Origin of the sequence: Arenimonas sp., from assembly GCF_035312645.1 — a bacterium.
GTDB lineage: Bacteria > Pseudomonadota > Gammaproteobacteria > Xanthomonadales > Xanthomonadaceae > Arenimonas.
Genome location: NZ_DATGBO010000118.1, coordinates 34,241 through 60,910, shown reverse-complemented (window position 1 = coordinate 60,910; position 26,670 = coordinate 34,241). Strand labels below are relative to the sequence as shown.

At 65.3% G+C, this 26,670-nt stretch carries 19 protein-coding genes and 1 pseudogene; 11 read left to right on the top strand and 9 right to left on the bottom strand.

Translation table 11 applies throughout. The annotated features are described in order from the left end of the window. Both VKM35_RS11055 and VKM35_RS11050 read right to left on the bottom strand, forming a co-directional pair. A pseudogene (locus VKM35_RS11055) lies at nt 1-740 on the bottom strand (hypothetical protein); the annotation flags it as partial. A gap of 64 nt (nt 741-804) precedes the next feature. Then, nucleotides 805-1,323, bottom strand: coding sequence for a c-type cytochrome (locus VKM35_RS11050; protein WP_324321076.1), 519 nt, complete (start codon nt 1,321-1,323; stop codon nt 805-807). A gap of 179 nt (nt 1,324-1,502) precedes the next feature. Here VKM35_RS11050 and VKM35_RS11045 point away from each other — a divergent pair, with 179 nt between their 5' ends. From VKM35_RS11045 to VKM35_RS11025, 5 genes are all read left to right on the top strand, one after another. Then, the gene (locus VKM35_RS11045) at nt 1,503-3,101 is read left to right on the top strand and encodes an MASE1 domain-containing protein (RefSeq protein WP_324321075.1); all 1,599 of its coding nucleotides are present in this window, start codon (nt 1,503-1,505) and stop codon (nt 3,099-3,101) included. A 42-nt stretch (nt 3,102-3,143) separates the two neighbouring features. Next, nucleotides 3,144-6,440 carry an exodeoxyribonuclease V subunit gamma gene (gene recC, locus VKM35_RS11040; RefSeq protein ID WP_324321074.1) on the top strand — a complete coding sequence of 1,099 codons (3,297 nt, stop codon included), beginning with the start codon at nt 3,144-3,146 and terminating at the stop codon, nt 6,438-6,440. Continuing rightward, the gene (gene recB / locus VKM35_RS11035) at nt 6,437-10,069 is read left to right on the top strand and encodes an exodeoxyribonuclease V subunit beta (RefSeq protein ID WP_324321073.1); all 3,633 of its coding nucleotides are present in this window, start codon (nt 6,437-6,439) and stop codon (nt 10,067-10,069) included. The genes recC and recB overlap by 4 nt, the downstream gene beginning before the upstream one ends. Next, the gene (gene recD / locus VKM35_RS11030; RefSeq protein ID WP_324321072.1) at nt 10,066-11,952 is read left to right on the top strand and encodes an exodeoxyribonuclease V subunit alpha; all 1,887 of its coding nucleotides are present in this window, start codon (nt 10,066-10,068) and stop codon (nt 11,950-11,952) included. Before recB ends, recD begins: the two co-directional genes overlap by 4 nt. 74 nt (nt 11,953-12,026) lie before the next feature. Continuing rightward, on the top strand, nt 12,027-12,959 hold the full coding sequence (locus VKM35_RS11025; RefSeq protein ID WP_324321071.1) for a hypothetical protein: 933 nt from the start codon (nt 12,027-12,029) through the stop codon (nt 12,957-12,959). 81 nt (nt 12,960-13,040) lie between these two features. On the opposite strand, the gene VKM35_RS11020 is transcribed toward VKM35_RS11025, so the two are convergent. Next, nucleotides 13,041-13,517, bottom strand: coding sequence for an RcnB family protein (locus tag VKM35_RS11020; RefSeq protein WP_324321070.1), 477 nt, complete (start codon nt 13,515-13,517; stop codon nt 13,041-13,043). A gap of 268 nt (nt 13,518-13,785) precedes the next feature. Between VKM35_RS11020 and VKM35_RS11015 the strand changes: the two genes are divergently transcribed. Beyond that, on the top strand, nt 13,786-15,834 hold the full coding sequence (locus tag VKM35_RS11015; RefSeq protein ID WP_324321069.1) for a M13 family metallopeptidase: 2,049 nt from the start codon (nt 13,786-13,788) through the stop codon (nt 15,832-15,834). 243 nt (nt 15,835-16,077) lie between these two features. On the opposite strand, the gene VKM35_RS11010 is transcribed toward VKM35_RS11015, so the two are convergent. The 6 genes from VKM35_RS11010 to VKM35_RS10985 form a co-directional block, all read right to left on the bottom strand. Then, on the bottom strand, nt 16,078-16,272 hold the full coding sequence (locus VKM35_RS11010; RefSeq protein ID WP_324321068.1) for a hypothetical protein: 195 nt from the start codon (nt 16,270-16,272) through the stop codon (nt 16,078-16,080). A 392-nt stretch (nt 16,273-16,664) separates the two neighbouring features. After that, on the bottom strand, nt 16,665-17,372 hold the full coding sequence (locus VKM35_RS11005; RefSeq protein ID WP_324321067.1) for a UPF0149 family protein: 708 nt from the start codon (nt 17,370-17,372) through the stop codon (nt 16,665-16,667). A gap of 105 nt (nt 17,373-17,477) precedes the next feature. Further along, the gene (locus VKM35_RS11000) at nt 17,478-17,912 is read right to left on the bottom strand and encodes a barstar family protein (protein ID WP_324321066.1); all 435 of its coding nucleotides are present in this window, start codon (nt 17,910-17,912) and stop codon (nt 17,478-17,480) included. Then, nucleotides 17,909-18,394 (bottom strand): ribonuclease domain-containing protein, encoded by a 486-nt coding sequence (locus VKM35_RS10995; protein ID WP_324321065.1) that lies wholly within the window; start codon nt 18,392-18,394, stop codon nt 17,909-17,911. The genes VKM35_RS11000 and VKM35_RS10995 overlap by 4 nt, the downstream gene beginning before the upstream one ends. 132 nt (nt 18,395-18,526) lie before the next feature. Further along, nucleotides 18,527-20,422, bottom strand: a complete 1,896-nt coding sequence (locus VKM35_RS10990; protein ID WP_324321064.1) for a hypothetical protein — start codon at nt 20,420-20,422, stop codon at nt 18,527-18,529. A 276-nt stretch (nt 20,423-20,698) separates the two neighbouring features. Further along, entirely contained in the window at nt 20,699-21,787 is a 1,089-nt protein-coding gene (locus tag VKM35_RS10985; RefSeq protein ID WP_324321063.1) for a PA0069 family radical SAM protein, read from the bottom strand. An 85-nt stretch (nt 21,788-21,872) separates the two neighbouring features. Here VKM35_RS10985 and VKM35_RS10980 point away from each other — a divergent pair, with 85 nt between their 5' ends. The 5 genes from VKM35_RS10980 (at nt 21,873) to VKM35_RS10960 (ending at nt 26,651) form a co-directional block, all read left to right on the top strand. Next, on the top strand, nt 21,873-22,277 hold the full coding sequence (locus tag VKM35_RS10980) for a YchJ family protein (RefSeq protein ID WP_324321062.1): 405 nt from the start codon (nt 21,873-21,875) through the stop codon (nt 22,275-22,277). 175 nt (nt 22,278-22,452) lie between these two features. Beyond that, nucleotides 22,453-23,547, top strand: coding sequence for an alkene reductase (locus VKM35_RS10975; protein ID WP_324321061.1), 1,095 nt, complete (start codon nt 22,453-22,455; stop codon nt 23,545-23,547). A 215-nt stretch (nt 23,548-23,762) separates the two neighbouring features. Beyond that, the gene (locus tag VKM35_RS10970; RefSeq protein WP_324321060.1) at nt 23,763-25,193 is read left to right on the top strand and encodes an esterase/lipase family protein; all 1,431 of its coding nucleotides are present in this window, start codon (nt 23,763-23,765) and stop codon (nt 25,191-25,193) included. Between the two features lie 48 nt (nt 25,194-25,241). Beyond that, nucleotides 25,242-26,003 carry a hypothetical protein gene (locus VKM35_RS10965; RefSeq protein ID WP_324321059.1) on the top strand — a complete coding sequence of 254 codons (762 nt, stop codon included), beginning with the start codon at nt 25,242-25,244 and terminating at the stop codon, nt 26,001-26,003. 162 nt (nt 26,004-26,165) lie between these two features. Then, nucleotides 26,166-26,651: a hypothetical protein gene (locus VKM35_RS10960; protein ID WP_324321058.1), complete on the top strand. Its 486-nt coding sequence runs from the start codon at nt 26,166-26,168 to the stop codon at nt 26,649-26,651. The last annotated feature ends 19 nt before the right edge of the window (nt 26,652-26,670 follow it).

The following is a 26,670-nucleotide window of genomic DNA, read 5'->3' as shown; positions in this document are numbered from 1 at the left end:
AGCACGCCCCAAAAGGAAAGCGACTCGCCGACACGAAGCGGAGTTTTCTGGCTCACCGGCCATTGGAGATACCACTGACTAGCTGGCGCCTGGAGGTCGAGCGAGTCATCGACTACCACCAGTCGCCGCGCATTCTTTTCGGCGACCGAATTTGCTGCCTTGCCCGGCGTCGCCACTTCGGTCGGCGAGAACAATCGTCCGTCCAGACTGACATCCAATTCCCCGCGGTCGCGCAGGTGATCAGCACCGGTCACCGTGACCGAATAGATCAATGACACGCCTTCGTATCGCTCCAGGCCGAATTCATCGATTTGCGCGCCCGGGAAAGAGGTGGAAGGACGTTTTGCGGCACCAAGTATCTGCAGGTGTGCATCGACCAGTGCCGTCATGGTGTTCGGCGCGGTGCCAAGTTCGGCAACGGTGCCGGTCACACGCACCAACACGTCACGCTTGATCCTGCTGGTGGCCGGCGAAAGGACGACATAGATCGCATTGGATGCGTGCCTGTCGCTGCCCCACTTCACGCTCTGGAGATACATGCCGGCCTGCTGGTCCGCAGGACTGCCGGCATACACCGCCACACCCTCAACCATCACCCGCTGCCCGATCATCGGGCTTTGCAACCCGGTGCCCTGCACTTCGCTGATCGCCAGCACCTTGCTGGGGCCGACGGGTTCCGCAACCTGGGCAGCGACATTCAATGCGAACAACGCCAGCGCGAACGCAGCGACAATCTTCATCACGACCTCCAGAGACAAAAACGCCGCCCGGAGGCGGCGTTCGAAAACGATCGGGGTTCGCAGCTTACTTCAGCTGGCTGATCATCCAGTCGACGGTGGCGGCGATCTGCGCGTCGCTGAGCGCCGGGTTGCCGCCGCGGGCCGGCATCATGCCGCCATCGGGGCCCTTGTAGCCTTCCATCGCATGCTTGTAGAGCGTTTCCTTGCCCTGGGCGATGCGCGGCGCCCACGCGGCCTTTTCGAGCTTGGGCGCCATGGCGACGCCGGCGGTGTGGCAGCCGGTGCACAGGTTGCCGAAGATCACCGAGCCGTCTAGCGAGCCGCCGTAAGCGACTTGGCCCTTGGCGGCTTCGGCGGCCGCGGCCACTGCGGCGGCCTGGGCGGCGGCACCGGTGGCGCCGGCGTACACCGCGCCAACCGGCTGGATGCGCTCGACCTTGGCGGCTTCGGCGGTCTTGTTCACTTCCGCCGGCTTGAGGCCGTTGATGTACAGACCCAGCAGGATCAATGCGCCGGTGATGGCCACCAGCACGCCGATCACCTGGGAGAAATGCTTGAGGAACACGAGGTCGTGATTGCGCACAGAGGTTCCGGTGCGGGCCGCGGCCCGATAAATGCGAAGGGGCGGATTATATCGGCCAGCCCCTCGCCATTAAAAGCACAGGCGTCGAATTGGTCTGGCCGATCAGCTCTATTGACCCCGCCGCCGGGTTGCGGGCTAATCATCGGCATGTTGCCCGCCTCCCGCTCGAGTCCGCTCGAATGATCCCGGATGCCCCGTCGGCGACCGCTTCCCGGGATTGGCGTGCGCTCGGGCGCTGGCTGCTGGCTGCGCTGTTGTACGGGCTGGCCTGGCAAATATTGGCGCGGGTATCGCACGTGCTGTGGTTCCTGCCCGCGGGTCTGCGCCTTGGCGCGCTCTGGCTGACGCCGACGCGGCGCTGGGGCTGGCTTGCGGCCGGCGAGTGGATCGGCCTGGCGCTGATGTCGGTCTGGCGCGGCGATCCGCTGCTGACGCCGGTGTTCTTCGCGCTCGAGGTCCTGCCCTTCCTCATCTATGCCGTGCTGGTGCTGCTGGTGCGCGGCAGCAGTGAACAAGCCCGGATCGACACGCCGGCGCGCATGCTGCTGCTGGTCGCGACCGGCCTGGCCAGCGCGGCGCTGGTCGCGCCAGTGCTGTCGCATTACCTGTCGGGCGGCGTCGGGCTGGCGCGCGGTTCGCTGGCCGGCACGTTCGCTTTCCTCTATGGCGATTTCACCGGCCAGTTGGTGATGGCGCCAGCGCTGATCCTGTTGTTCCGCCCGGACCTGCGCCGCCCGCTGCAACGTACGCTGTGGCGCGATCTCGGCCTGCTCGCGCTGTTCTCGCTGTCGGTGTTCGTGCTGCTGCAGCAACGCGCCGATCTCGCCCCGTATCTGTTGATGCTCGGTTTCGCGCCGATCTTCTATGTCTCGTTCCGGCAGGGCTGGGAAGGCGCGGCGCTGGCGATCGCACTGATCGGCCTGGGCATCGAACTGCTCGGTCGCCTGCATGCGTTGCCGGTCGAATTGAGCGCGCTGCAGCTCGCGCTGGCGGTGATCGGCGGTGGCGGCCTGGTGCTCGGCGCCGCGAGCAGCGAGCTGCGCCGCAGCCACGAAAACCTCGGCGCGCGTCATCGCGAACTCGGCCAGGCCAACCAGGACCTCGCGCGTTTCGCCAGCGACCTGCGTGACGTCAGCCAGCGTCTCGTGCGCCTGGAAGAGCAAGGCCAGCGCGAGCTCGCCGGCGAGCTCGACTACGAACTCGGCGCCGCCATCCACGCGCTCGGCACGCGTATCAGCCTGGCCTTCCGCGATGTCCGCGACCAGCAGACGCTGCGCCTGCTCGAATCGGTGCGCGAACAAGTGCGGGAAATGCAGGACAGCCTGCGCCGCGTGCTGCGGCAACTGCGTCCGCAGGCGCTGGACACACATGGGTTGCGCGAGGCGATCGGCTTCGGCCCATTGCGCGAGATGCTCGAGGACGCCGGCATCGTCTTCGAAACGATGTTCTACGGCCGCATCGAAGCGCTCAGCGACGACGCGCGCACCGCGGTCTATCGCATCTGCCAGGCCGCGGTGCGCGAAGCCACGCGCATGGACGCCGTGCATCGCGTGCTGCTCAAGCTCGACGTGATGCCGGGCCAGATCCAGCACCTGCAGATCGAGTTGCTGATCGAGATCGAAGTCTCGCCCTTCGTCGACTTCCCAGTCGAGGCGAACGCGCTGCCGGCGATTTCCGACCGCGTGCTCGCGCAGCGCGGCCACTACCAGGTCGAGCCGCTGACGCCGGGCGTGCGCCACCTGATCCGCTTCGAGGACGAATTGCCAGGACTGGCGTGAGCGGTCTCGTCGGATGCGACCGGCATCCGGCATCATGCCGCCATGCCCGCCGCCCCCGACTTTCGCCTGTACCACGGCAACGACCTCGACATGCTTGCGGGCATCCTCGCGGCCGAATTGGCGAAGCCCGGCGGCGGGTCTTTGCTCGCTCCCGACACGATCCTGATTCCGCAGCCGGCGATGCGCCGCTGGTTGCAGAAAACACTGGCCGAACGCCACGGCATCGCTGCCAATATCGAATTCCTCACGCCTGGCGAATTCGTTGCGCGCGCGCTCGATGCCAATGTCGATGGCAGCAGCGATCTCGCTCTCGCCGAGGCCGCGACGCTGCGCTGGCGGCTGTGGTCGCTGCTCGCCGATGACGTGGCGATGGCGGCAGAAGTTTTCGCGCCGCTGCGCGCCGTGCTTGCGGGCGACGACCGCGCGCTTGCGGCATGGACGTTGGCGGGCGAGCTTGCCGGCATGTTCGAGAAATACCAGGCCTGGCGGCGCGCCTGGCTGATCCGCTGGGATGCCGGTGCCGATCGCGACGATTGGCAGGCGGAATTGTGGCGGCGCGCGACTCGCGGACAAACGCATCGCGCGGCCCGCCTGCAGGCCTATCTGTCGCGTTTCGGCGAAGACGATTCGCCGCCGCCGACGGGCTTGCCGGTGCGTGTATTCGCGTTCGCCTGCCAGAACGTCTCGCCGGATGTGCTGCGCGTAATCGCCTCGTCGGCGCGCGCCGGCGTGCTGCAGTTCTTCTTCGTCTCGCCCGTCGCCGGTTGGTGGGGCGACCTGCGCAGCGCCCGTGAACGCCTGCGCGATAGCGCCGACGCGGTGTTCGCCGATCGCGAAAATCCGCTGCTGCGCGACAACGGCGCCGCCGGTCGCGATTTCGTGCAGCTGCTGTTTTCCTATGAAGTCGCGCATCCCACCTGGGAGCAGGCTGTCTACACGCCGCCCGATCCGGTCATGCGCCCGGGCCTGCTGCATCAACTGCAGCGCGACCTGCTCGCGCGCCTGCCGACGCCGATGATGCGCGGCGACGAAAAATGCCCGGCCTTCGATCGTGGCGATGCCGGCAATCACACGTTGCAGATGCACAGCTGCCACACGCGTCTGCGCGAGGTGCAGGTGCTGCACGACCAGCTGCGCGACCTGCTGGAAAAAAATCCCGACCTGCAGCCGCGCGACATCGCCGTACTCACGCCGGACATCAATGCCTATGCGCCGCATATCGCCGCCGTGTTCGGCGGCGCGGAAGGCGCGCTGGCGATTCCCTATGCCATCGGCGACGGCAGCGTGCTCGCCACGCAACCGCTAGCCGAAGCGTTCGCGAAACTGTTGTCGCTACCGGAAGCACGCTTCACCGCGACCGAAGTTCTGGAATGGCTGGCGGTGCCGGCGATCGCGCAGCGCTTCGATCTCGAGGGCCGGGATTTCGACAGCCTGCGCGATTGGCTGCAGGCCGCAGGAGCACGCTGGGGCCTCAATGCCGCGCACCGGCTCGCACTCGATGCGCCGGACGAATCGGCCTACACCTGGGCCTGGGCGATCGATCGCCTGCTGCTCGGCCATGCGCTGGACAGCGACGAAAGCACGGCCGGCGTCGCGCCGCTGCCCTTGCTCGAAGGCACCGCCATCGCCACGCTCGATGCCCTGCTGCAAGGCCTGCGCGTGTTCGCGCGCTGGCAACGACAGTTGCAGGGTACGCATTCGGCCGACGATTGGCAGACGCGACTGACGCAACTGCTCGCCGATGTGTTTCCCGAACGCCCGACCATCGCGGGCGATCAGCGCACGCTGGAATGGCTGCATGGATTGATCGCGAATTTCGCCAAACAGGCGCGCGTCGCCGGATTGACCACGGCGATTCCGGCGGCGGTGATGCGCGCCTGGTTCCAGTCCGCGCTCAATGAAGACGACACGCGCCAACCTTGGCTCAGCGGCGGCGTGACCTTCGGCAAGATGGTGCCGATGCGGCTGATTCCGTTCCGGGTGATCTGCCTGCTGGGCATGAACGACGGCGAATTTCCGCGCCGCGATCCCGCCGGTGGCTTCAACCGTCTCGCCGCTGCGCTCGCCACGGCGCAGCGCCAGCACGGCGACCGCTCCATCCGCGACGACGACCGTAGTCTGTTCCTGCAATTGTTCGCTGCCGCCGGCGATGTCTTCTACGTCAGCTGGCTGGGCCAGGATCCGCGCAGCGGCGAGACCTTGCCGCCGTCGGTGGTGGTAGCCGAACTCGCCGACGCGGCCGCGCAGTATTTCGCCGCTCCCGTACAGGTGCGCAAGGATCTTGTCGTCGCGCATCCGCTGCAACCGTTCGCACCCGCGGCTTTCGGGCAAGGCGATGCCCGGCGCATGAGCTACCGGGCGAACTGGCGCCCATCGGCGGATGCCAGCGAAAGCGCGCGCGCGGTTCTGCCGGTATTTTCCGCAGCACTGCCTGCACGGGAATCCGATGCCGCACCGCGCATCGTCACGCGCGCCGAATTGCTACGCACGCTCGCGCATCCGCCGCGCGCATATCTGCGTCACGGTCTCGGCCTGCATCTGGATTCCGTCGAGGACGCGCTGCCCGATGCCGAACCGCAGGGCGACGACGATCACCTGCGCGCGCATTCGCTGCGCCAGCGCGTGTTCGCGGCATTGATCGCCGACGCGCCGCCGGACAGCGACGCATTGCGCGCGCGCCTGCTCGCCGAAGGCCGCCTCGCGCCCGGCGCCGACGGCCACATCGAACTGAAGCAGATACTTGCGGAACTGACGCCGCAGGCCGTCGCCTGGCGGCGACTGGCGCAGGGCGCGACGCAGGTCCGGCGATATGAGCTCGATCTCGACGGCATCGTGCTGACCGGCGATCTCGCCGCGATCCACGACGGCGGCCTGTTGCAGTTCAGCGCGAGCAGGGGCCACGGAAAAACCCTGCTCACCCTCGGCATCGATGCGCTGGTCTGGGCCGCGTTGGGCGAAACGCGACCCATCCATCGCTTCGTACGCGGCGAATCGCCGCAGGAAATAACGCCGGTTTCCGCCGCCAGTGCACGCGCCGGCCTGCGTGCACTGCTCGCCTTGCAACAAGGTGCGACGCGCGAATTGCTGCCATTCATGCCAAAGACCGCGCATGTGCTCTACAAAAATTTTCGCGCGGGTCGTGACGGCTGGGCAGAGGCGAAGAAAGAATGGAAGAAGCGCGGCGGTCATGGCGAAGGCGAGGACGAAGCCGTGCGCCTCACGCTGCGCGGCCGCGATCCTTTCGATGACGCATCGCCGTCGGATGCAGCGGACGCCTTCCTCGCCGCCGCCCGCGAGGTATTGGATGCGCTCGCGGGCACGCCGGGAGGAATCCCGTGACCGCGCTGGACCAGGACCTCGGTCTGCAGGTATCACTGTGCGGTCTGCAGCTGATCGAAGCCAGCGCCGGCACCGGCAAGACCTTCACGCTGGCGACGATTCATTCGCGCCTGGTGATCGAGCAGCGCCTTCCGGTTTCGGAAATCCTCGCGGTCACCTTCACCGAAGCCGCGACCAAGGAGTTGCGCGAGCGTCTGCGCGAGCGCCTGCTGCTCGCCCTCACCCGCCTGGACAGCGCGCTGCCGCAGGACGATCCGGCGGCGGCATCAACGCAGGCCTTGCTCGATGCCGCGATCGCCCGCGAAGGTCGCGACGCCCTGCGCCACCGGCTGCGCGTCGCGGTCGCCGCGATGGATCTGGCGCCGATCCACACCATCCATGGTTTCTGTCGTCGCGCGCTCGCCGACCATGCGCTCGAGGCCGGGCAGCCGCTGATCGAGCGCGCGCTGATAGAAAATGAGACCGCGCTGCGCGAGGAAGTCGCGGCCGCATTCTGGCGCCTGCGCTCGCGCAACGAACAGGACGCGCGGCTGCTGCGCGATATCTGGGGGGCGCCAAAGGAATTGGCGCGGAGCCTGCGCGGCTTGCTGACGGTGGACGTATTGCTGCCTCAGCCAGAACATCAGGAAACGGATGCAGATGCGGCTCTGATGCTCGCCCGGCAGCGCCTGACGCAAGCGTTCCTCAAAGATGGCGAAGCCGCGTATGCCCTGGTGGGCAAAGCCCTCGCCGACAAGTCGCTCAATAACAACACCATCCGCAGCGAAACCTTCGAGGCGGTCTGGCGTGCCCTGCGTTCCTGGCGGGACGGCGGATTTGTCGATGATCCCATCATCGACAGTGGCAAGATTGGCCGCTTCACCGATACGGCGTTGAAGGATGCCACCAGCAAGAAAGGCGTCACGCCGGTCTCGCCGTTTTTCGCCGCGATTGAAGACTGGCTGGCCGCGCGCCATTTCCACGATGAGGTCGAACAGCATCGGCGCGTTGCGCTAGTGCACGACGCGCTGCATTTCGCGCGCGAACGCCTCGATGCGATCAAGCAGCAGCGCGGCCTGCTCGGTTACGACGACATGATCCGTGGCGTCGCCGACGCACTGGCCGGCGAGCAGGGCGAAGCGTTCGCGGCCTGCCTGCGCAAACAGTATCGGGTCGCGTTGCTCGACGAATTCCAGGATACCGACGCGCGGCAATGGGCGATCTTCGCGCACGTGTTCGCGGCGCCCGACGACGCTGATGCACAGCGCGCGCTGTTCCTGATCGGCGATCCCAAGCAGTCGATCTATCGTTTCCGCGGCGGCGATGTCTTCACCTATCTCGCCGCGGCGGGCAAGGTCGGCGCCGGTCAACGGCATTCGCTCACGCACAATTTCCGTTCGCGGCCGGCGCTGCTGACGGCGGTGCAGGCGCTGTTCGATCTCGCGGGCACGAACGCGTTCGCGCAACCCGGCATCGCCTTCACGCCAGTCATCGCTGGCGACCGCAATGACGATGCGCATCTGCAACGCGATGGCGTGTCGATGCCGGCGTTGACGGTGCTGACCTTCGACCAGCAGGAAGGCGGTATCGAGAAAGCGCGCGAATGCGCTGCCGGCGCCTGCGTCGCGGCGATCCGCGAACTGCTCGTCGCCGGCGCCGCCGGTCGGGTGACGCGACAGGGCCGGGACGGCCACTGTGGCGGTGTACGCGCGGGCGATATCGCCATCCTGGTCGAACGCCACGACGACGGCGCACGCATGCAGCGCGCACTCGCCGCGGCCGGCATCGCCAGCGTCGCGGCGGGCAAGCTCAGCCTGTACCAGACCGACGAAGCGCGGCATCTGCGCTGGCTGTTCGCCGCGCTGCGCGAACCCGGCGACGACGCGCGCCTGCGTGCCGCTCTGGCGGCGCCATTGTTCGGTCTTGATGCCCTGGCGATCGCCGCGCTCGACGCTGACGACAACGCCCACCGACAGTGGCAGGACCGATTGCAGCACTGGCGCGAGCGCAGCGAACGCCACGGCCCGCTCGCACTGCTCAACGATCTGTGCGCGGACAACGCGGCGCGCCTGCTGAACTTGCGCGACGGCGAGCGGCGCCTGACCAACTACCTGCAGCTCGCCGAAGCGTTGCAGGACGCCGACGCCCGGATATTCGGCCTCGCCGGTCTCTGCGATTTCCTCGATCGTCGCATCGCCGATGCCGATGCCGAGAGCGAAGGCGAATTGCTGCGCCTGGAGTCCGATGCCGAACGCGTCAAGATCCTCACGCTGCACAAGAGCAAGGGACTGGAGTTCGAGTTGGTGTTTCTGCCTTTCGTCGCCACCGGCGGCAATGGTCGGCATGCGAGCACGCCGGCGATGGCGAGTTTTCACGACGGCACGCAGCGCGTCGCACAGCTGTATCCGGAAAAGCAGGGGCAGGAACAGCGTAGCGACGAGGCCGAAGAACGCGCGGAAGATCTGCGCCTGCTTTACGTCGGCCTGACCCGCGCACGATTGGCGACCTGGCTGGCCTGGGGGCCGGCCACCGGTGCGGAAAAAACCGCGCTCGCCTGGCTGCTGCATCGCGACGCCGACGCCGACAAAGCAATGAAAATCGACGCGGCGAACATCGGCCTGCGTCTGGATCTGCTGCGTGATCGCGCCGCCGCGCTTGGCAGCGCCCATGCCATCGCCGTCGTTCCCGCCGCTGACGCAAGCGCGCAGGATTCCGCAGCGCTTGCCGATGCGATTCCGGGCGACGCGACCGCCGTCGTCCCTCCCGCGGCCATCGCCCAACGCATGCTCGATCGCGATTGGTGGATCTACAGCTTTTCGCAACTTGCGCGCGCCGATGCCGGCGCCGAAGAGCGCGGCGCTGGCGATGAAGTCGAGCCGGCCATCGCGACCGCAATCACGCCATCACGTTTTGCCGGTGCGCGCTTCGGCAACAGCCTGCACACCGCGCTCGAACTCGCCGACACCGAAGCGTGGCGCGACTGGCGCGGCGAATTGCCGCCGCCGGGACAACTCGACCTGGTCGCACAGGCATTGCGCGAACAGGGCTACGCCAGCGAGGCCGACCAGAACGAAGGCGTGCCGCTGCTGACCGCATTGATCGCCAACACCGTCAACGTGCGTCTGCCGGAAGGCGCACGCCTTGCCGCGTTGCCGCGCGAGGCGCAATGCGCGGAAATGGAATTCCATCTCGCGTTGGCACCAACCGCGGTGACGGATTTTCTCGCGTTGCTGCACGCGCATGGCCTGGTCAGCGAACGCACGGCCTTCGGCGCGCGCCGTCGCCTGGAAGGCTTGCTCACCGGCTTCATCGATCTGGTCTACGAACATGCCGGGCGCTATTACGTGCTCGACTACAAATCCAACCAGCTGCGCGACTACGCGCCCGCAACGCTGGCGCAGGCGGTGCGCGACAGCGAATACGACCTGCAATACGTGATCTATTCGCTGGCCCTGCATCGTTGGCTGCGCTTCCGCCTCGGCACCGCCTACGACCCGACGCGGCATCTGGGCGGCGTGCGCTATCTTTTCTGTCGCGGCCTGGACGCACTCGCCGCCGACTCCCCCGGCATCCACGCGCTCACGCTGCCGGTGCCGCTGCTGGAATCGCTGGATCGCCTGTTCGCGCTGCCGTCGGGAGCCGACGCATGAGCCTGCTTGCCGATCTTTATCGCGGTGGCTGGCTGCGCACGGTGGATCATGCATTCGCCGAAAGCCTGCGCCGGCTGCGGCCGGACACGCCCGATGCCGTCCTCGCTACGGCGGCGCTGTGCAGCCGTGCGGTCGCGCAAGGCCATAGCCAGTTGCCGCTGGCGCAAGTCGGTGAGCTGCTGCTCGATCTCGTCGGCGATCGCGAGCCACCGACGTTGCCGGCGCTGGACGATTGGTGCGCGCTGCTGCGCGCATCGCCATTCGTAGGAACGGGTCTGACCGCGACGAATCCCGCGGAAAACCAGCCTGATGAAGAAATGGTCGCGGCTCACGCTGCTCCTACGGTGTTGGTTCTTGAGGGCGAAGCGCTGTCGTTGCGTCGTTATTGGAAGTACGAGACGCGGCTGGCGACAGCGATCAGCAAACGCGCCGCGCCTTCGACGGTCATCGCGGACGTAGCGACAGATGCGCGACTCGCACAATTGTTTCCCGACGCCGACGGCGATCAGCGCGCGCAAGCCGAGGCCGCGCGCGCGTTGCTGTCGCAGCGCTTCCTGCTGCTCACCGGCGGGCCGGGCACCGGCAAGACCACGACGGTGGCGCGGGCGCTGGTGTTGTTTGCCGAGAATTTCCAGCACACCGCCGCAGGAGCGGGGCATTTTCCGCGGATCGCGCTGGCCGCGCCCACCGGCAAAGCCGCGGCGCGACTCGCCGAATCGGTACGCGATTCGCTGGCGCGGCTTGTTGCCGACGCAACGATCAGCGCCGACGCTGCCGTGCAGCTCGCGCCCGATGCCCGCACTCTGCATCGCCTGCTCGGCTGGCGTCCCGACAGCACGGCATTCCGCCACGACGCCGCGCATCCGCTGCCAGCGGATCTGGTGGTCGTCGACGAGGCCTCGATGATCGATCTGCCGCTGATGTGCAAACTCGTCGAAGCGGTTCCGGAGCATGCGACCCTGCTGTTGATCGGCGATCGCGACCAGCTGCCGTCGGTGGAAACCGGTGATGTGTTGGCTGCACTTTGCGATGCCGCAGATGCCGTAGGAACCAGCTTGCTGGCGACTGCTGCTTCGGATTCCTCTGCGACCACAGCGGTCGCCAGCAAGCTGGCTCCGACGAGGCTGGCGCGTATCCACCTCACCCACAGCCATCGTCAATCGGAAGATATCGACGTGCCGCGGCTGGCGGCATTGGTGCGCGATGGTCACGTCGAGGCGGCGCTCGCCGGCCTGGACAATGATCTGTTTCGTGGCGTGCATTGGCGCCAGGGCCCGGACCGCGCGCTGGCCGAAGCCGTGCTCGCGCAGGCGTTGCCGGCGTATGCGGCGGTGTGTGCCGCCGCGAACGTGGAAGACGCACTCGCTGCGGCGAAAAAATTCCGCGTGCTTGCTGCTATACGCGAAGGCGCGGCCGGCAGCCAGACGCTCAACGCGGTGATCGCCGCTGCGCTCGATCCAGCGCGACGCGGCGAAGGTTTTTTCCACGGCCGCCTGGTGCTGGTCACCGAAAACAGCTATCGCCATGGTTTGTTCAACGGCGACATCGGCATCGCCTGGCGCGACGCGGGCGATGAGTTGCGCGTCTGGTTCGATGCCGATGGTGGTCCACGTGCCTGGCTGCCGGCCGCTTTGCCGGCGCACGAATCCGCGTTCGCACTGACCGTGCACAAATCGCAGGGCTCGGAATTCGAGCGCGTCTTCCTCGCCCTGCCCGAACGCAACGCCCGGCCGGTATCGCGCGAGCTGATCTACACCGGCCTCACCCGTTGCCGGCAAGCCGTCACTCTCTGGGCCAGCGAAGCCACACTGCGCGAAGGCATCGCGCGCCAGGCGCAACGCTGGAGTGGTCTCGCAGCGCGCCTGCGCGCGTCGGAGACGTGACGGAAGTCGCAGCAGGAGCGTCGCCGCGATTTCCGGATATCGCCTATGCTTCCTCCATCCATACCGGAGCCCTTATGCGCCTGATTTTCTGCATCGCCTTGCTCGCACTCGCGCCGATCACGCTGGCCAAGCGCCCGACGGCGGATACCAGCAAACAATTCATCGACAAGAGCGTTGTCAGCTATCCGAAAGTCGTCGGCGACTACACCTTGCACGATGAAAGCTATGACCCCTCGCGGCTAGCCGACGGCGTTTCGCTGGCTTATGCCTTCAAGGATGTGACGGCGCATCTGCAATTCAATATCTATATCTACCCATTGGGCCGGGCGAGCGAGGCCGATGCCCTGACCGGTGCGATGCAGGAGGTCGAAGCGGCGATCCGGGACATGGAGAAACAACAGGTCTACGCCAATGTGCAATTCGACGATATCGGCGATTTTTCGGTGCCGGCGCCGCGCTCGTTTCTCGACAAGGATGACATCGAACAGAAAGCCAAGGCGAGCCCGAAAGACGATGCAGCCGCGACGACAACGGCCGCTGCGCCCGTCGTCGAAGCCGACAAGAATTCACCGGATTTTCTCAAGGATCTGATTCCGGCGACCACGCTGGTCGGGCGTAAACGCCCGCTCCGCTTCATGCACAACGGGCAGGCGATGCGTTCGCTGGCCTATGTTTTCTACAGCCAGCTGTTCCTGATCAAGGTGCGCGCATCGGTGGCCGCCGCCGACATGCCGGCGGACGCATTCGTTGCCCGCGTCGACCGCGCCGTGCAGGATCTGGTGCCGAAAATGGCCGTGCACAATTTCGGCAAGTGCGGAACGATGATGATCTCTTTCCCCGCTGGCACGGGCGACAAGAAGAAGGACGATGAAGCGAACGCCCGCGAACTCTTCCGGGAAATGGGCCGCATCGGCCGCGAGAACTGCAGCAACAGCGGCCCTGATGAACCCGCGCCGGAAGGCCGCGAACAACAGGTCATCGTCTTTCCTGCGGACACCTGGAAATAACCTCGTGAGCCAACCGCGCACAAAAAAGGGCCGGCATTGCCGGCCCTTTTTCTTGCGTGCGGATTACTCAAACAGCAATGATCAATAGAACAGGTCGATCAGCAGATCGCGTACCAGGCCGTTTCTGGTCGAAACCAGATAGACGTCGCGGTCGACGCGGACCCAGCGGTAGCCGTACGGCGGCGGGGCCAGCCGGTAGGCACGATAGTCGACGTAGTAATCGCGGACGTAATACCCCGGCGGCAGGCGGTTGCCGACATTCCAGCGGCCAGGGTGATAACCGCGCGGCTGCACATAGACGACTCTGGCCTTGTAGTGCTTTTTCGCATGGTAGTGGTCTTCGAAACGGCCATTGCCGTTGCCGCCGCGATTGTCGTGACCGTAGCCGTGGTCGTCGCCCCGGTCGTTGTGTCCCTGGTCGTGCCAACCCTGATCGTTCTGGCCGGCGTGGCCATGGTTCTGCTTGTGGTCCTTGTCCTTGTCTTTGGCAAAGACCGGCGTGGCGATCATGGCGGTAGCGAACAGCAACGCGGAAGAAAGAGCGATGATCTTTTTCATGTGATTCCTCGGTGGGATTCAAGCCCGGGGCGAGGATGCCGCCGGCCGGATGAATCCCCGGAAAATCAGTCGCCGCGCCCTCACGCAGGGCTCACGCGAGTGATCAGGTTTGCCTCGGCAGAAACTACACCCGAGCTCATATGCTCGCGTTGATCGGAAACGAGTCCCAGCCAAGGCCGGACCCATGACCTCCCGCCCTTGCGCGCCGTCGCCGATGCGCTAAGGTCGCCGTTCCCAACGACCCGACCCTTGAATCAGGAGCCCCATGATGAAGCCCTCGCTGCTCAGCCTGAGCCTCGCTCTCGCCTTGTCCGCGCCGCTGGCGCAGGCCGCCAAACCCGCACACGCACCGACTTTCGGCGCGTTCGGCGTCGACCTCAGTGCCCGCGACACTTCGGTCAAGCCCGGCGATGACTTCAATCGCTACGCCAACGGCCATTGGCTCGATACGTATCAGCTCAAGGATTACGAAACGCGCTTCGGTTCGTTCAACGCGCTCAGCGACGAGGCCGAGGCGCAGAGTCGCGACATCATCGAAGCACTGGGCAAGCGCAACGACATCGCGCCGGGCAGCAACGCGCAGAAAGTGCGCGATTTCTACGCCAGCTACATGAATACCGCCGCGCGCGATGCCGCCGGCATCGCACCACTCAAGCCGCTGCTCGACAAGATCGCGCTGATCGATTCCAAGGCCGCGCTGGTCGCCGCGTTCGGCGACGCCGATGTCGATGGCACCGCGTCGCCGGTGGGCATGGGCGTGAGCCTGGATCGCAAGAATCCCGATCGCTACCTGGTTGGCGTCGGCGTCGGCGGCCTCGGCCTGCCGGACAAGGACTACTACCTCAATCCCGATCCGCGCTTCGTCGCCATCCGCGCCGCGTATGTCGAACACATCCAGCGCATGCTCGGCTTCGCCGGCATCAGCAATGGCAAGGCGCGCGCCGAAGCGGTGCTGGCGCTGGAAACCGCGCTCGCCAAGCCGCAGTGGGATCGCGCGCAGCTGCGCGACCGCGACAAAACCTACAACCTGACCAAGTTCGCCGATCTCGACACGCTGTACCCGGGGTACGGCTGGGCCGCGCATGCGAAAGAGCAGGGCCTGGGCTCGCCCGAGGAAGTGAACGTCAGCACGCCGAGCGCGATCGGCCCGGTGCTGGCGGTAATCAACGACACGCCGCTCAACGTCTGGCGCGATTACCTCACCTTCAACGCCGTCGACAATCACGCCGGACTGCTGAGCAAAGAAATCGACGACGCTTCGTTCGCGTTCAACGGCACCGTGCTCAACGGCCAGAAGACGCAGCGCGAACAATGGAAGCGCGGCGTGACGCTGGTCGGTGGTTCTGGCGGCCTCGGCGATGCGGTTGGCGAAATTTACGTCGCCGAACATTTCACGCCGGAAGCGAAAGCAGCGATGGACCAGCTGGTCGCGAACCTGCGCGTCGCGCTGCGGCAGAACCTGGGCAAGCTTGACTGGATGGGCGATGCCACCAAGGCCGAGGCCTATCACAAGCTCGATACGTTCCGCCCGAAGATCGGTTACACCACGAAGTGGCGCGACTACAGCAAGGTCAGCATCGTGCCCGACAACCTGATCGCCAACACGATGGCGATGCGCAAGTACTACGCCGACGACCAGAACGCGCGCCTGGGCACCAAGCCTGATCGCGACGAATGGTTCATGACGCCGCAGACGGTGAATGCCTACTACAACGCGACCTTCAACGAGATCGTGTTTCCGGCCGCGATCCTGCAGGCGCCGTTCTTCGATCTCAACGCCGACCCGGCGGTGAACTACGGCGCGATCGGCGCGGTGATCGGCCACGAAATGGGCCACGGCTTCGACGACCAGGGCAGCAAATCCGACTTCGCCGGCATCCAGCGCAACTGGTGGACCGACGAAGACCGCAAGCGTTTCGACGTGAAGGTGAAAGCCCTGGGCGCGCAATTCAACAGCTTCTGCCCGCTGCCCAACACCTGCGTCAACGGTGCGCTGACGATGGGTGAAAACATCGGTGACCTCGGTGGCCTGTCGATGGCCTACACGGCTTATCACCTGAGCCTGAAAGGAAAAGCCGCGCCCGTCATCAATGGCCTCACCGGCGACCAGCGCTTCTTCCTCGCTTTCGCGCAGATCTGGAAAGGCAAGTACCGCGACGAAGCCCTGGTGAACCTCATCAAGTCCAACCCGCATTCGCCGCCGCAGTACCGCCTCAACGGACCGGTAAGCAACTTCGACGCTTGGTACACCGCGTTCGGCGTCAAGCCGGGCGACAAGATGTATTTGAAGCCGGAAGATCGCGTGCGGATCTGGTGATCGGTTTTTGCTGATTGCGAAATGGAAACGGCCGCCGCGAGGTGGCCGTTTTCTTTTGCGGAGAAAGTACCCGCTGGGCGGCGAAGACCAATGCGTCAACGCGTGCCGCGGTGTCTCCTGGTTGCTGCGACAGGCCTCAGAGCAACGCAAGCAGGCGGCCTTGGGTGTAGCTCCTGCTGAGGCAGGCTTTGTCGCGGCTTAAGCCGCTCCTACGGGGGAACGGGTTGCGATTTGCCATCGCTCCTACGGGCTGCGCGCGCGCAGCATCGCGTCGGCGTATTCGTAGGCGGAGCGGGCCATGCCGTCGACATCGAGGCGGGCGATGCCGGGTTGGCGGGGAGCGATGATCAGGGCGTTGATGATGTGGCCAGCGAACTGGTCGCGCAGGATATCGGTGCTGGTTGCGGTCGGCGCTGCGATGGGAGTGACGGCGGACATGAAGAACCTCGGCGTTGGATGAGCCGCGTCCGGTCGGCGACGGGAGCGTCGAAACGCCGGCGGCGGGAGCCGGGGCGAGGCGCGGTGATGCAGGGTGCGCCTATTGGTGTGAATGCGGGGAGTTATTTGTCGGTCGGCCGTAGGAGCGGGCATGACCATGTTTGCCGCGGCAGAAACTACACCCAAGCTCATTGGCTTGCGTTGATCAGACCTCAGCAGGAACTACACCCGCGGTCATGTGCCTGCGTTGATCGAATGCGTGTTCGTATCCGGCGATCTGATGCGGTCGCGGCTCGCGCCGCTCCTACAAAGGCGAAGCACCGCAATCTGATGCGGTCGCGGCCAAGGCCGCTCCTACGGAATCGCGGCGTGGTCATGCCGCCGTCGCGCAATCAATTCTGGCCGTGGCACTTCTTGTATTTCTTGCCGCTGCCGCAGGGGCAGAGGTCGTTGCGGTCGGGACCGTCGGCGCGCTTTGCCGGCGTGCGCGGGGTGAGCTGTTCGATGCGGTGGACGTAGAGGTCGGCGAGCATGCCGGGGAGGCTGGCGACGATCTCGACGCGCTCGCGGTAGGTCACAGGCGTCGCGGCTTCCTGCGGATTGTCGGAGGTGATTTCGCCGGTGCCGAGTTGTTCGAGCAGCGCGAAGATCTCGTCGATCCAGTCTTCCTTGTCCAGCCACGTATCCCAGTCATCGCTGCGCAATTCGACGCCGCGGAAAAAACCGAAGGCCCAGTCGCGGCCGACATCGAGATCGTCTTTCTGTTCGGCCATCGGATCTTCCGGAAGCCACAGCAGCGGCGAGAGATGATCGGGCAGATCCTCGCCCTGGCGCGCGCGCGCGGTGACGCCGTTGAGATGGCCGCTCAGCAGCATCGCTACTTCCTCGGCCTCGGCGGGCGATTCCCAACGCGGCGGCTTTGGGCCCCAGACCGCGGGCTGCCATTCGCTGGCGGGAATGTCGCCAGGGCTGACGACGATCGCCGACAGATAGCCATCAAGCGCTTCGAGGTTGAAACCCTGGAACGGCGCGGCGCGCTGATCAAGAAGATCGGCGAGGCGCTCGATCTGGTCGTCGGAAAGATAGGGCGGCGGTGTCATGGCGATCTCCGGCGAAGGCATGGCGGCATCGTAGCGCAGCGGCGCGGCCGCCGATCATATGCACAAGCGGCCGAATCAAGTCGCGCTCATGCGCGCTCCTACGGGCTAGGCGAGGGCGTTGAACTCGGCATCGGTGAGGGCGATGAAGGCCCAGAACGGGCGCTTGCTGCGCGCCCAGTCGCGGCTGCTGGCCTGCAGCACTTCCATCGCGGTCTTGAATTCAGCGAGGGCATGCAGGCGCAGGCGTTCGCTGTTTTCCAGCAACAGCACCAGGCCTTCACTGTCGGGCTTGCGCAGATCGCCGAGCGCGTCGGCGAGGGCGTCCCAGTTATTGCCGAAATGCGCAGGAAAATTCAACGCAAGTGCGAGCCGGCGCAGCAGGTCGGCCTTGTCGGCGCAGTCGCGCAGATCGACACGCAGGCAGGGGAAACGATTGATCGCCGCGGCTTCGAGCAATTCGTCGACGTCGTCGTCGGGCAGGAAATACACGCCGGCGTCATCGAGCTGGGTCAGCAGGCCATCGAACCAGAGCACGCTCATCGGGCGGCCTCGATCTTGCGAAAGGTTTCGTAGTGATCGTCGGTGTACCAGAAATCGCCGGGCGGCTCGCCGCCGGCGATGATGCGGCGCGCACCGCGGTTGTGCGCACCAGGCGTGGGCACGGTGTATTCATGGTAGTAGCCGCGCGGTTGTTTCGGCAGGCGTTTTTCGAAATTGCCGAATACCACGCCGTCGCGATCGTAGGGAAACGGGCCGCCGCTGGCGATCAGTTTCAAGGTGGTGCGGGCTTCGGCAGGAAGGCCGTCCGACGCGCTGTTGTTGTCGTTATTGTCGTCGCCGACGGAATCATTGTGCCGTGCCGAAGGCGCGGAGTTTGCCGAGGATAGCGGCGGCGATGTCGCCGGCCGCGAGGCGCTGCTGCCTGTTGCCGGCGTCGTGATCGATGTGGCCGCGCGATGCGTCCAGAACTGCCAGCCCAGCACCAGCACTATCGCCAGGATCAGCCATCGATTGCGGGTCATGACGTGCGCCAGCGGGAAGGTGGCGGCAAGGATACGGTATTCGGGTTTCGTAGGAGCGGCCTTGGCCGCGACCGTCTGGCGGTACCGCGATCTGATCTGGTCGCGACCAGGGTCGCTCCTACGAAAAGCTTTTTATTTTCTCGGGGTGAGGATGTCGCCGAGACGGTCGGGGGTGCCGGCGATGCGCTCGAGGTGCGGGTACTTGAGGCCGTCGCGGTAGTCGATCGTCACCGTGTCGATGTGGTCGAGGTTGTTGACCAGCAGCACGATCGGCGCGCCGGTCTTCTTCGCGGCGGTGATCGCTTTCTTGAGGCCGTCGGTAGTCGCGGTCATGCCGTTGACGGCGGTGATCGTCATCGACGAAGCGAGGCCGGCCTTGAACGCGGGGCTGTCCCAGAGCACATCGCCAATGCGCATGTCCTTGCTGGAAACACTGAGGCCAATCGAATAGGTGAAGTCGGCGGACTTGCGTTCGCGCTCCGACGCTTCCGCGACGCTGCTGGGTTTGTCGGTGTAGACGAGCTTCCAACCGCCACGCGCAAGACCGGCAAGCGGTGCGCCCGGGCCGTGGCCATCGAGGCGTTCGCGCAGGAAGCTCGCCCAGTCGTTCGGCTGCACGGCATTCAAGGCCGCGACGACATCGTCGAAGGTATAGGTCAGGCGTTCGACGCGGCCATTCTCGGCGCCGAAGAACGTGCGCGCGAAATCATCGAGCGAACGCTTGCCGCCGCTCTTCTCGCGAATAAGCGTGTCGGCGTCCAGCCAGATCAGCTGGCCTTCCGAATAATAGTCCTCGCTGCGCTGCCAGCTGCGCCAGCCCTGGCTGCCGCGATGCGTGATGATCGGTTGCATGGTGGTGTCTTCGAGGTCGCGCCAGGCGCGGCCTTCGCGCTTGTCGTAAGCGGCGGCGACGAGTGCGATCGAATCGCGCACCTGTTCGGCGCTGAGCAGGCCCGAACGCGAGGACAGCACGTAGCCCCAATACTGCGTCTGCCCTTCGTAGACCCAGAGCAGGCTGTCCTGCATGCGCACATTGAAATTGGGCGTGGCGAGATCGGCGCCGCGGCGGAACTTGCCGTTCCAGGAATGCGTGTACTCGTGCGGCAACAGGTCGTTGCCGAGATATTTTTTCGGATCGGTGAGGTAGTCGGTGTCGGCGCTGTTTTCGCTGGACTGGTGATGCTCAAGACCGATGCCGCCGAAACGGTCGGACAGCGCGAGCAGGAAATCGTAATGCGCGTAATGCTGCGAGCCGTACAACTTGTACGCCTGCTGCACCAGCTCGCGGTGCTTGGCGAGGATCTCGGGCTTGATGTCGAGATCCTCCGCATCGTCGGCGACCACGTTCAGATGCACCGGAATTTTCGCGCCCGGGTCGAGATCGAAACGCTGGAAATATTTTCCGGCGAACAGCGGCGAATCCACCAGGGTGTCGAGCGAAACGGTCTTGAACTCGGTGCGCGCGCCAGCTTGCGATGCGACTTCCAGCGCGCTGCCGAACTTCCAGCCATCGGGTAGTTTCAGGCTCGCTTGGAACGGAATCTGCTTCGCGTAGTAACCGGCGGGATAAAGCACGACGGCATTCCATTGCACGCCGACGATTTCCGGCGTCACCGTGACACGGCCCTGGGCGCGATCGAGCGGCGACAGGAACTGGAAATCGACGGCGAGCTTGTCGACGCCGGCCGGCACCTGCACGCGGATCGTGTAGACATCGAGCGGATCGCGCTTCCATTGCAGGCGCTGACCGTTGCCGGTGATCAGCAGGCCGGCGAGCTGATCGATCGGGCCGGAGGGCGAATGATTGCCCGGCAACCATTCCGGATAGTGCAGAGAAACCAATCCGGCGCTGACCGGAATTTCTTCATGCACACGAAAAATGCGTCGGCTCAGATCGCTGGCATCGACCGTGAGCGTGACCGTGCCCGGATAGGGTTGATCGACCGGCGCGATGCTTTGCGCATGCGCGACCGGCAATAGCGACAGGGCAGAAACGATGGCGAGCGACAGGCAACGGGACGGCAGCATCGGCGGGACCTCGGTGCGAAGAGAGGGGCCGATTGTTGCATGCGAAATTCGCCGCGCGCGCGGGTCGCTGCATGAGTTTGTGTGGTGCATCGCAGAGCCATGACTTATGGCCTATGCCGATTCGCAGGAGCGGGCATGACGATACTTTCGCAGGAGCGACCTTGGTCGCGATTTATTCGCATTGCGATACGGCTGAGTTTCTGACCACGCAAGCACACGACCTTGGGTTTGGTTCCTGCTGATGCAGGCTTGAGCAAGTCGCGACCAAGGTCGCTCCTACGGGAAGAGCTCACCCTGCGGCGTCGGTTTTCGCGGCGGCTGGAAACTGCTGGTGTCGAGCGCAATGCCGCCGCGACCGCGGATGCCATGTGCGCGCGAGGCGGCGAGAAAGCGCGTACGGATCAGATCGGCGAACACACCCTCGCCTTTCATGCGCGTGCCGAAGCGGGCGTCGTTGTCCTTGCCGCCACGCATCTGCCGGATCAGGCTCAGCACGTGCTCGGCGCGTTCGGGATAGTGCTGCTGCAGCCATTCCTCCCACAACTGCTTGAGTTCGTACGGCAGGCGGATCACGGTGTAGCCGGCGATTTTCGCGCCGGCTGCGGCGGCGCGTTCGAGGATGTTTTCCAGATGGTTGTCGGTGAGCGCCGGAATGATCGGCGCGACCATCACGCCGCAGGGCACGCCGGCGGCATTGAGCGCGGCGACCGCAGCAATGCGCCGGTGTGGCGCGCTCGCGCGCGGCTCCAGGCGCGACGACAGTTTGTTGTCCAGCGAGGTGATCGAGACGAACGCCTGCACGAGATCGTGCTTCGCCATCTCCGCGAGCAGGTCGAGGTCGCGCTCGATCAGCGCGTTCTTGGTGATGATGGTGCACGGGTGCCTTGTTTCCAGCAGCACCTCGAGGATCTCGCGGGTGATGCGGTAACGGCGCTCGATGGGTTGATAGGGGTCGGTGTTGGCGCCGAGATTGATTGGCCGGCAGACGTAACCGGGCTTGGCCAGCTCGACACGCAATTGTTCGGCAGCGTTGGTCTTGGCGTAGAGCTTCGTCTCGAAATCCAGGCCCGGCGACAGGTTGAGATAGGCATGCGTCGGCCGCGCATAGCAGTAGGCGCAGCCATGCTCGCAACCGCGATAGGCGTTGATCGATTGATCGAAAGGCACGTCCGGCGATTGGTTCGTGCTGATGATGCTGCGCGCGCGCTCGATCGTGACTTCGGTGCGCGGCGGCGCGAGCGGCTCGCCATCGGCATACCAGCCGTCGTCGAAATCCACGCGTGTGGTCAGCTCGAAGCGGCCCTCGGGATTGCTGGCGCTGCCACGGCCTTTGATGCGGGCCGGCTTGGAGTCGGATTCGGACATGACGGCAGGATCGATGCTGTGCGTCGCGGCGTTTGAGACTGGCGATGATCGGTGTTCTGCGGCTGAAGCGGGTTAATCTTTCGCGATGAAATCCTCCGGAAAGTCGCCCCCGCCCTGCCCCTGCGGCAATGCGCTCGCCTACGCTGATTGTTGTGCGCGCTGGCATCGTGGCGCGCCGGCACCGGATGCCGAGACGCTGATGCGCTCGCGCTACAGCGCCTATGTGCTGGGCTTGGGCGACTACCTGCTCGCGACCTGGCACCCGGACACGCGGCCCGCGCTTGCGACATTGGCGCTGGACACGAAGACGACGTGGCTGGGCCTGGAGGTGCGACGGCATGCGCGCGAAAACGACAACACCGTGACCGTGGAGTTCGTCGCGCGCTATCGCATCGGTGGCGACAGCGCGGTGCGATTGCACGAGGTCAGTCGCTTCCTGCGCGAGGATGGGCGCTGGTTCTATCTCGATGGTGAATTCGTGACGCCGTAGGAGCGGCGTGAGCCGCGATTCTTTCAAGTTGTGGCGCCATCGATTGGCAAATCGCGGTCATGACCGCTCCTGCGAATCAGTGTCATCCCATGCGCGCAACACTGCATCGTGCCGCCGGGGCTTGGGCCGTGCCCGCCGCATGCCCAGTTCAGGGGTCTGTCCAAGGAGATTCGCCATGACCCGCACTGACCGCCTGTTCCAGCCGCTGCCGCATGCCGCGCTCACGCTCAACAACCGCATCGCGATGGCGCCGATGACGCGCTCGCGCGCGCTCGGCAATGTTCCCAATGACGTGATGCGCGATTACTACGCGCAGCGCGCCGATGCCGGCCTGATCATCACCGAAGGCACCTCGCCTTCGCCCGATGGTCTCGGCTATGCGCGCATCCCGGGCCTGTTCAACGACACGCAGGCAGCCGGTTGGCAGAAGATCGCCGATGCCGTGCATGCGCGCGGCGCCAAACTCGTGGTGCAGTTGATGCACACCGGTCGCGTCGGTCATTCGCTCAATCTGCCGGAAGGCGCGCAGTTGATCGCACCCTCGGCGGTGGCGGTGGCCGGCCAGATGTGGACCGACAGCGCCGGCATGCAATCGCATCCCGTGCCAAAAGCGATGGACGGCGACGACATCGCGCGCGTCCGCGGCGACTATGTGCATGCGGCGCAGCTGGCGATCGGCGCCGGCCTCGATGGTGTGGAAATCCACGCCGCGAACGGTTACTTGCCCGGGCAATTCCTGAATCCGAAGAGCAACGTCCGCAGTGACGGCTATGGCGGTTCGGCGGAAAACCGCCGTCGCTTCCTGCTTGAGCTCATCGACGACAGCATCGCGGCGATTGGTCGCGACCGCGTCGGTGTGCGCGTGTCGCCGTTCAATCCGTTCAACGATCTCGCCGCGAATTACGAAGGCGAAGAAGAGGAATTCCTCGCGCTCGTCGCCGAACTTTCCAAGCGTCGCATCGGTTACCTGCACCTGATCGCGACACCGGGCGCGGTGCCAGCGGCATTTGTGCGCAGGGTTCGCGCGGCCTTCGAGGGCGTGTTGATCCTTGCCGGCGACTACGACCGCGACCGCGCCGAAACCGATCTCGCGGCCGGCCTCGCCGATGTGATCGCGTTTGGTCGGCCATTCCTCGGCAACCCGGATCTCGCGCGGCGTTTGCGCGAGGACGCGCCTTTGTCGGCCTTCGATCCGGCGACGCTGTATACGCCGGGCGCGGCGGGATATTCCGATTATCCGGCGCTGGCCGAGGCGGTCGCTGCTTCGTAAGCCGTAGGGGCGCTCATGAGCGCGATTTGCTTCGGCTGTATCGCAACTGGAGAAAATCGCGGTCGTGCGCGCTCCTGCGTGGGGAGTGCCACACCACCACACCCGCGCGTACGGCTTGCGCGCATGCCGATAACCGCACACCCTATTGACTTGTGGCAGTGTCGATCGCGATCGCGGATCGACACACTGCGCCACTTTCGTGAATGAGGATATCCATGAGCGCCTCTCCTGCGCCCCTGTCCTGGCTGTTGCGCGCCGGCCTGCTGGTCTTGCTTTCGCTCGGACTGAACGGCACGGTCGACGCCACCGACAAGCCCGATCTCGCCCGCCTCTACGCCAACAGCGTGGAGAATCCCGATCAGCCGCCGGTGATTCTGATTCCGGGCCTGATGGGCTCGACGCTGATCGATGCCAAGACCGGCAAACAGATCTGGCCCGGTGGCTTGAGCACGCTCGCGTTCAGCGATTATCGCGACCTGACGAAAATGGACAGCAGCGATGGCGGAGGCCTGGTCGCCGGCGATCTTTTCTACGGCATCGCCGGCGTCGACTTCTATGAGGCATTGCTCGACAGTCTCGAGAAGGTCGGGCAGTTCCATCGCGGCGTCCCCGGGCAACCGGCCGGCACTGGCAACGCGCGCCGGCACTACTACGTGTTCACTTACGACTGGCGCAAGGACAACACCGAATCGGTGCGCGAACTGCATGCGCTGATCGAACAGATCCGCGTCGACTACCACGACCCGAAACTGCGCGTGGACATCATCGCGCACAGCAACGGTGGCCTGATCGCCAACTACTACCTGCGCTACGGGCCGCGCGACGTGCTCGAGGACAAGCAGTTCACGCCCTGGCACGAAGGCGACCAGCGCATCCGCCGCCTGATCATGCTCGGCACGCCCAACCTCGGCTCGGTCAAAAGCGTCGAGCGCCTGATGTATGGCATGCGCTTGGCCGTGCGCACGGTGCCGGTGGAAGTGATGGCGACGCTGGTGACGCCGTTCGAGGCATTGCCGCATCCGATGGTCAAATCGATCGTCGATACCGACGGCAATCCGCTCGACATCGATATCTACGACCCGGCGATGTGGCAGGCGCGGCATTGGTCGGTGTACTCGCCGGAAGTGATCGCGCGCGTGCGCGCCGCCAGCACCACGCCCGAGGCCGGCGACAAATCCGTGGCGGACCTGCAGGCGACATTCGTGCATAACCTGCATCGCGCGCGGCGTTTCCAACTGGCCTTGACCGCCCCGGTTCCGGCCAGCACCGTCGATATCGCTACCTTCGGCGGCGATTGCCGCATGACCGCGGCGCGGGCGATGCTGGTCGAGGATCCGGCGGGATCGAAGTTGGTGTTTCGACCCGCAGAAACCGCACCGAGCCGGATCGGCGAACCGGGCAAGAAACACGACGGTCACCGCAGCGTCGACCGCATCGACTACGAACGCCTGCTCGCCGATCCCGGCGACGGGCTGGTGACGCGCAGCTCGCAGGTAGGCCGCCTACCCGGTGCGCACGCGACTGCGTCTGCGGATTTCCAGCCGCTGCCGATCGCGCAGACCTTTTTTCTCTGTGAAACCCACGAGCGCCTGACCGCCAACCCGTATTTCCAGAACAACCTGCTGTATTTCCTGCTCACGCCCTGAGCCGGGGCAGGCCGTCGGCGCCGGCGCAATCGGCACTACAATGCCGGCATGAAGGATTTACGCAATCTGCTGATCGACTGCCGGATCGAGCTGCGCAAAGCGCAACGCGACTTCCACAAGACCGAGCTCTGCGATCGCCTGGACGCTGGCATCCAAGCACTGGCCGGTGTCCGTGCCGCTGAAACCGCCGCTGGCGAAACGCCGGAGCCTGTGGAGGAAGCCGCCCCCGTCGGCAGCGAGCGCGCACAGACCGCCAACCAGGTGGCGCTGGCCTGGCAGGCCGCGGCCCGCGATCTCAAGTTCAGCGATCTGCCGCTGTACGAGACGCTGAGCAAGAAGGTCATGGCCAAGCTAGGCACCAAGACGCTGGTCGACCAGACCACCGAGTTGCACGACATGGAAAAAGCCATGGCCGAGCTCAAGGAGCAGCGCATTACCGACGAGCGCAAGCGCCTGTCGGTGATGGCGCAACGCGACACCTTGCTCGGCGCGCTCGCGACGGCGGTGCCGCAGTTGCAGGATGGCGGCGATCCGGTCGCGGTCGCGCTGGCGCGCCTGGATCTGCTGAAAAACCAGAGCGTGAAAGCCGTGGCTGCCGGCGCGCCGATGGTCGAGCCGGAAAGCCACGTCCCGACAACGCATATCCTGCAGGCTGTCGCCAGCGGCGGCCGCGCCCTGACCCGCGACCAGCGCGAATGGTGCGTCGGCGAAGCGATGGTGAGCTCGGGCTTCCAGTACACGCCGGTGGAATTGATCGAGAAAGGCGACGGCTATCTCGCGCAGCTGATTCTCGACTCCCGGAAACCGTAGGAGCGGGCATGGCCAAGTTTGCCGCGGCAGAAACTACACCCAAGCTCATAGGCTTGCGTTGATCAGGCTTCAACAGAAACCGCACCCAAGGCCGCGTGCTCGCGTTGACCAGAAGCTGATTCGCGCGATGATGCAGATTGCCGTATCGAAAAGGAGTTGCCCATGCGCCGCCTGTTGCCGATTCTGATGTTGCTGGTCGTCGTGTTGCTTGCCGCCTGTACGTTCCGGCCCAGCGAAGATGCGATGAGCAAGGCGATCACCGCGCATGTCGGCGCTGCCGAGGCCTATCCGATGCAGTTCATGGTCGCGGAAAATTTCCGCTTCCGCGACATCAAACGCGTTACCGACGACAAGCGCACGCTGTACGCCGCGCATGCCGACTTCGATTTCGCCTATACCGCCGACGGCGCCACCATCGTCGCCGCGCTCAAGAGCGAAGAACGCGCTACACAGGAAAAGGAAAAGCGCCGCGCTGATTCGCTGCTGGAAAAAATCACCCTCGCCGCCGCGGCCGCCCTGTCGCGCCACGGCACCGAGCAGCGCTTCGATTCGGTGAAGATCGGCGATAAGGATTCCTACCAAGGCGAGTTCACCTTCGCGCGTAATGACGATGGCAGCTGGCGGGTGGAGAGCGCCGATTACCACTGAGTCGTCCGCTGCTGCGAAA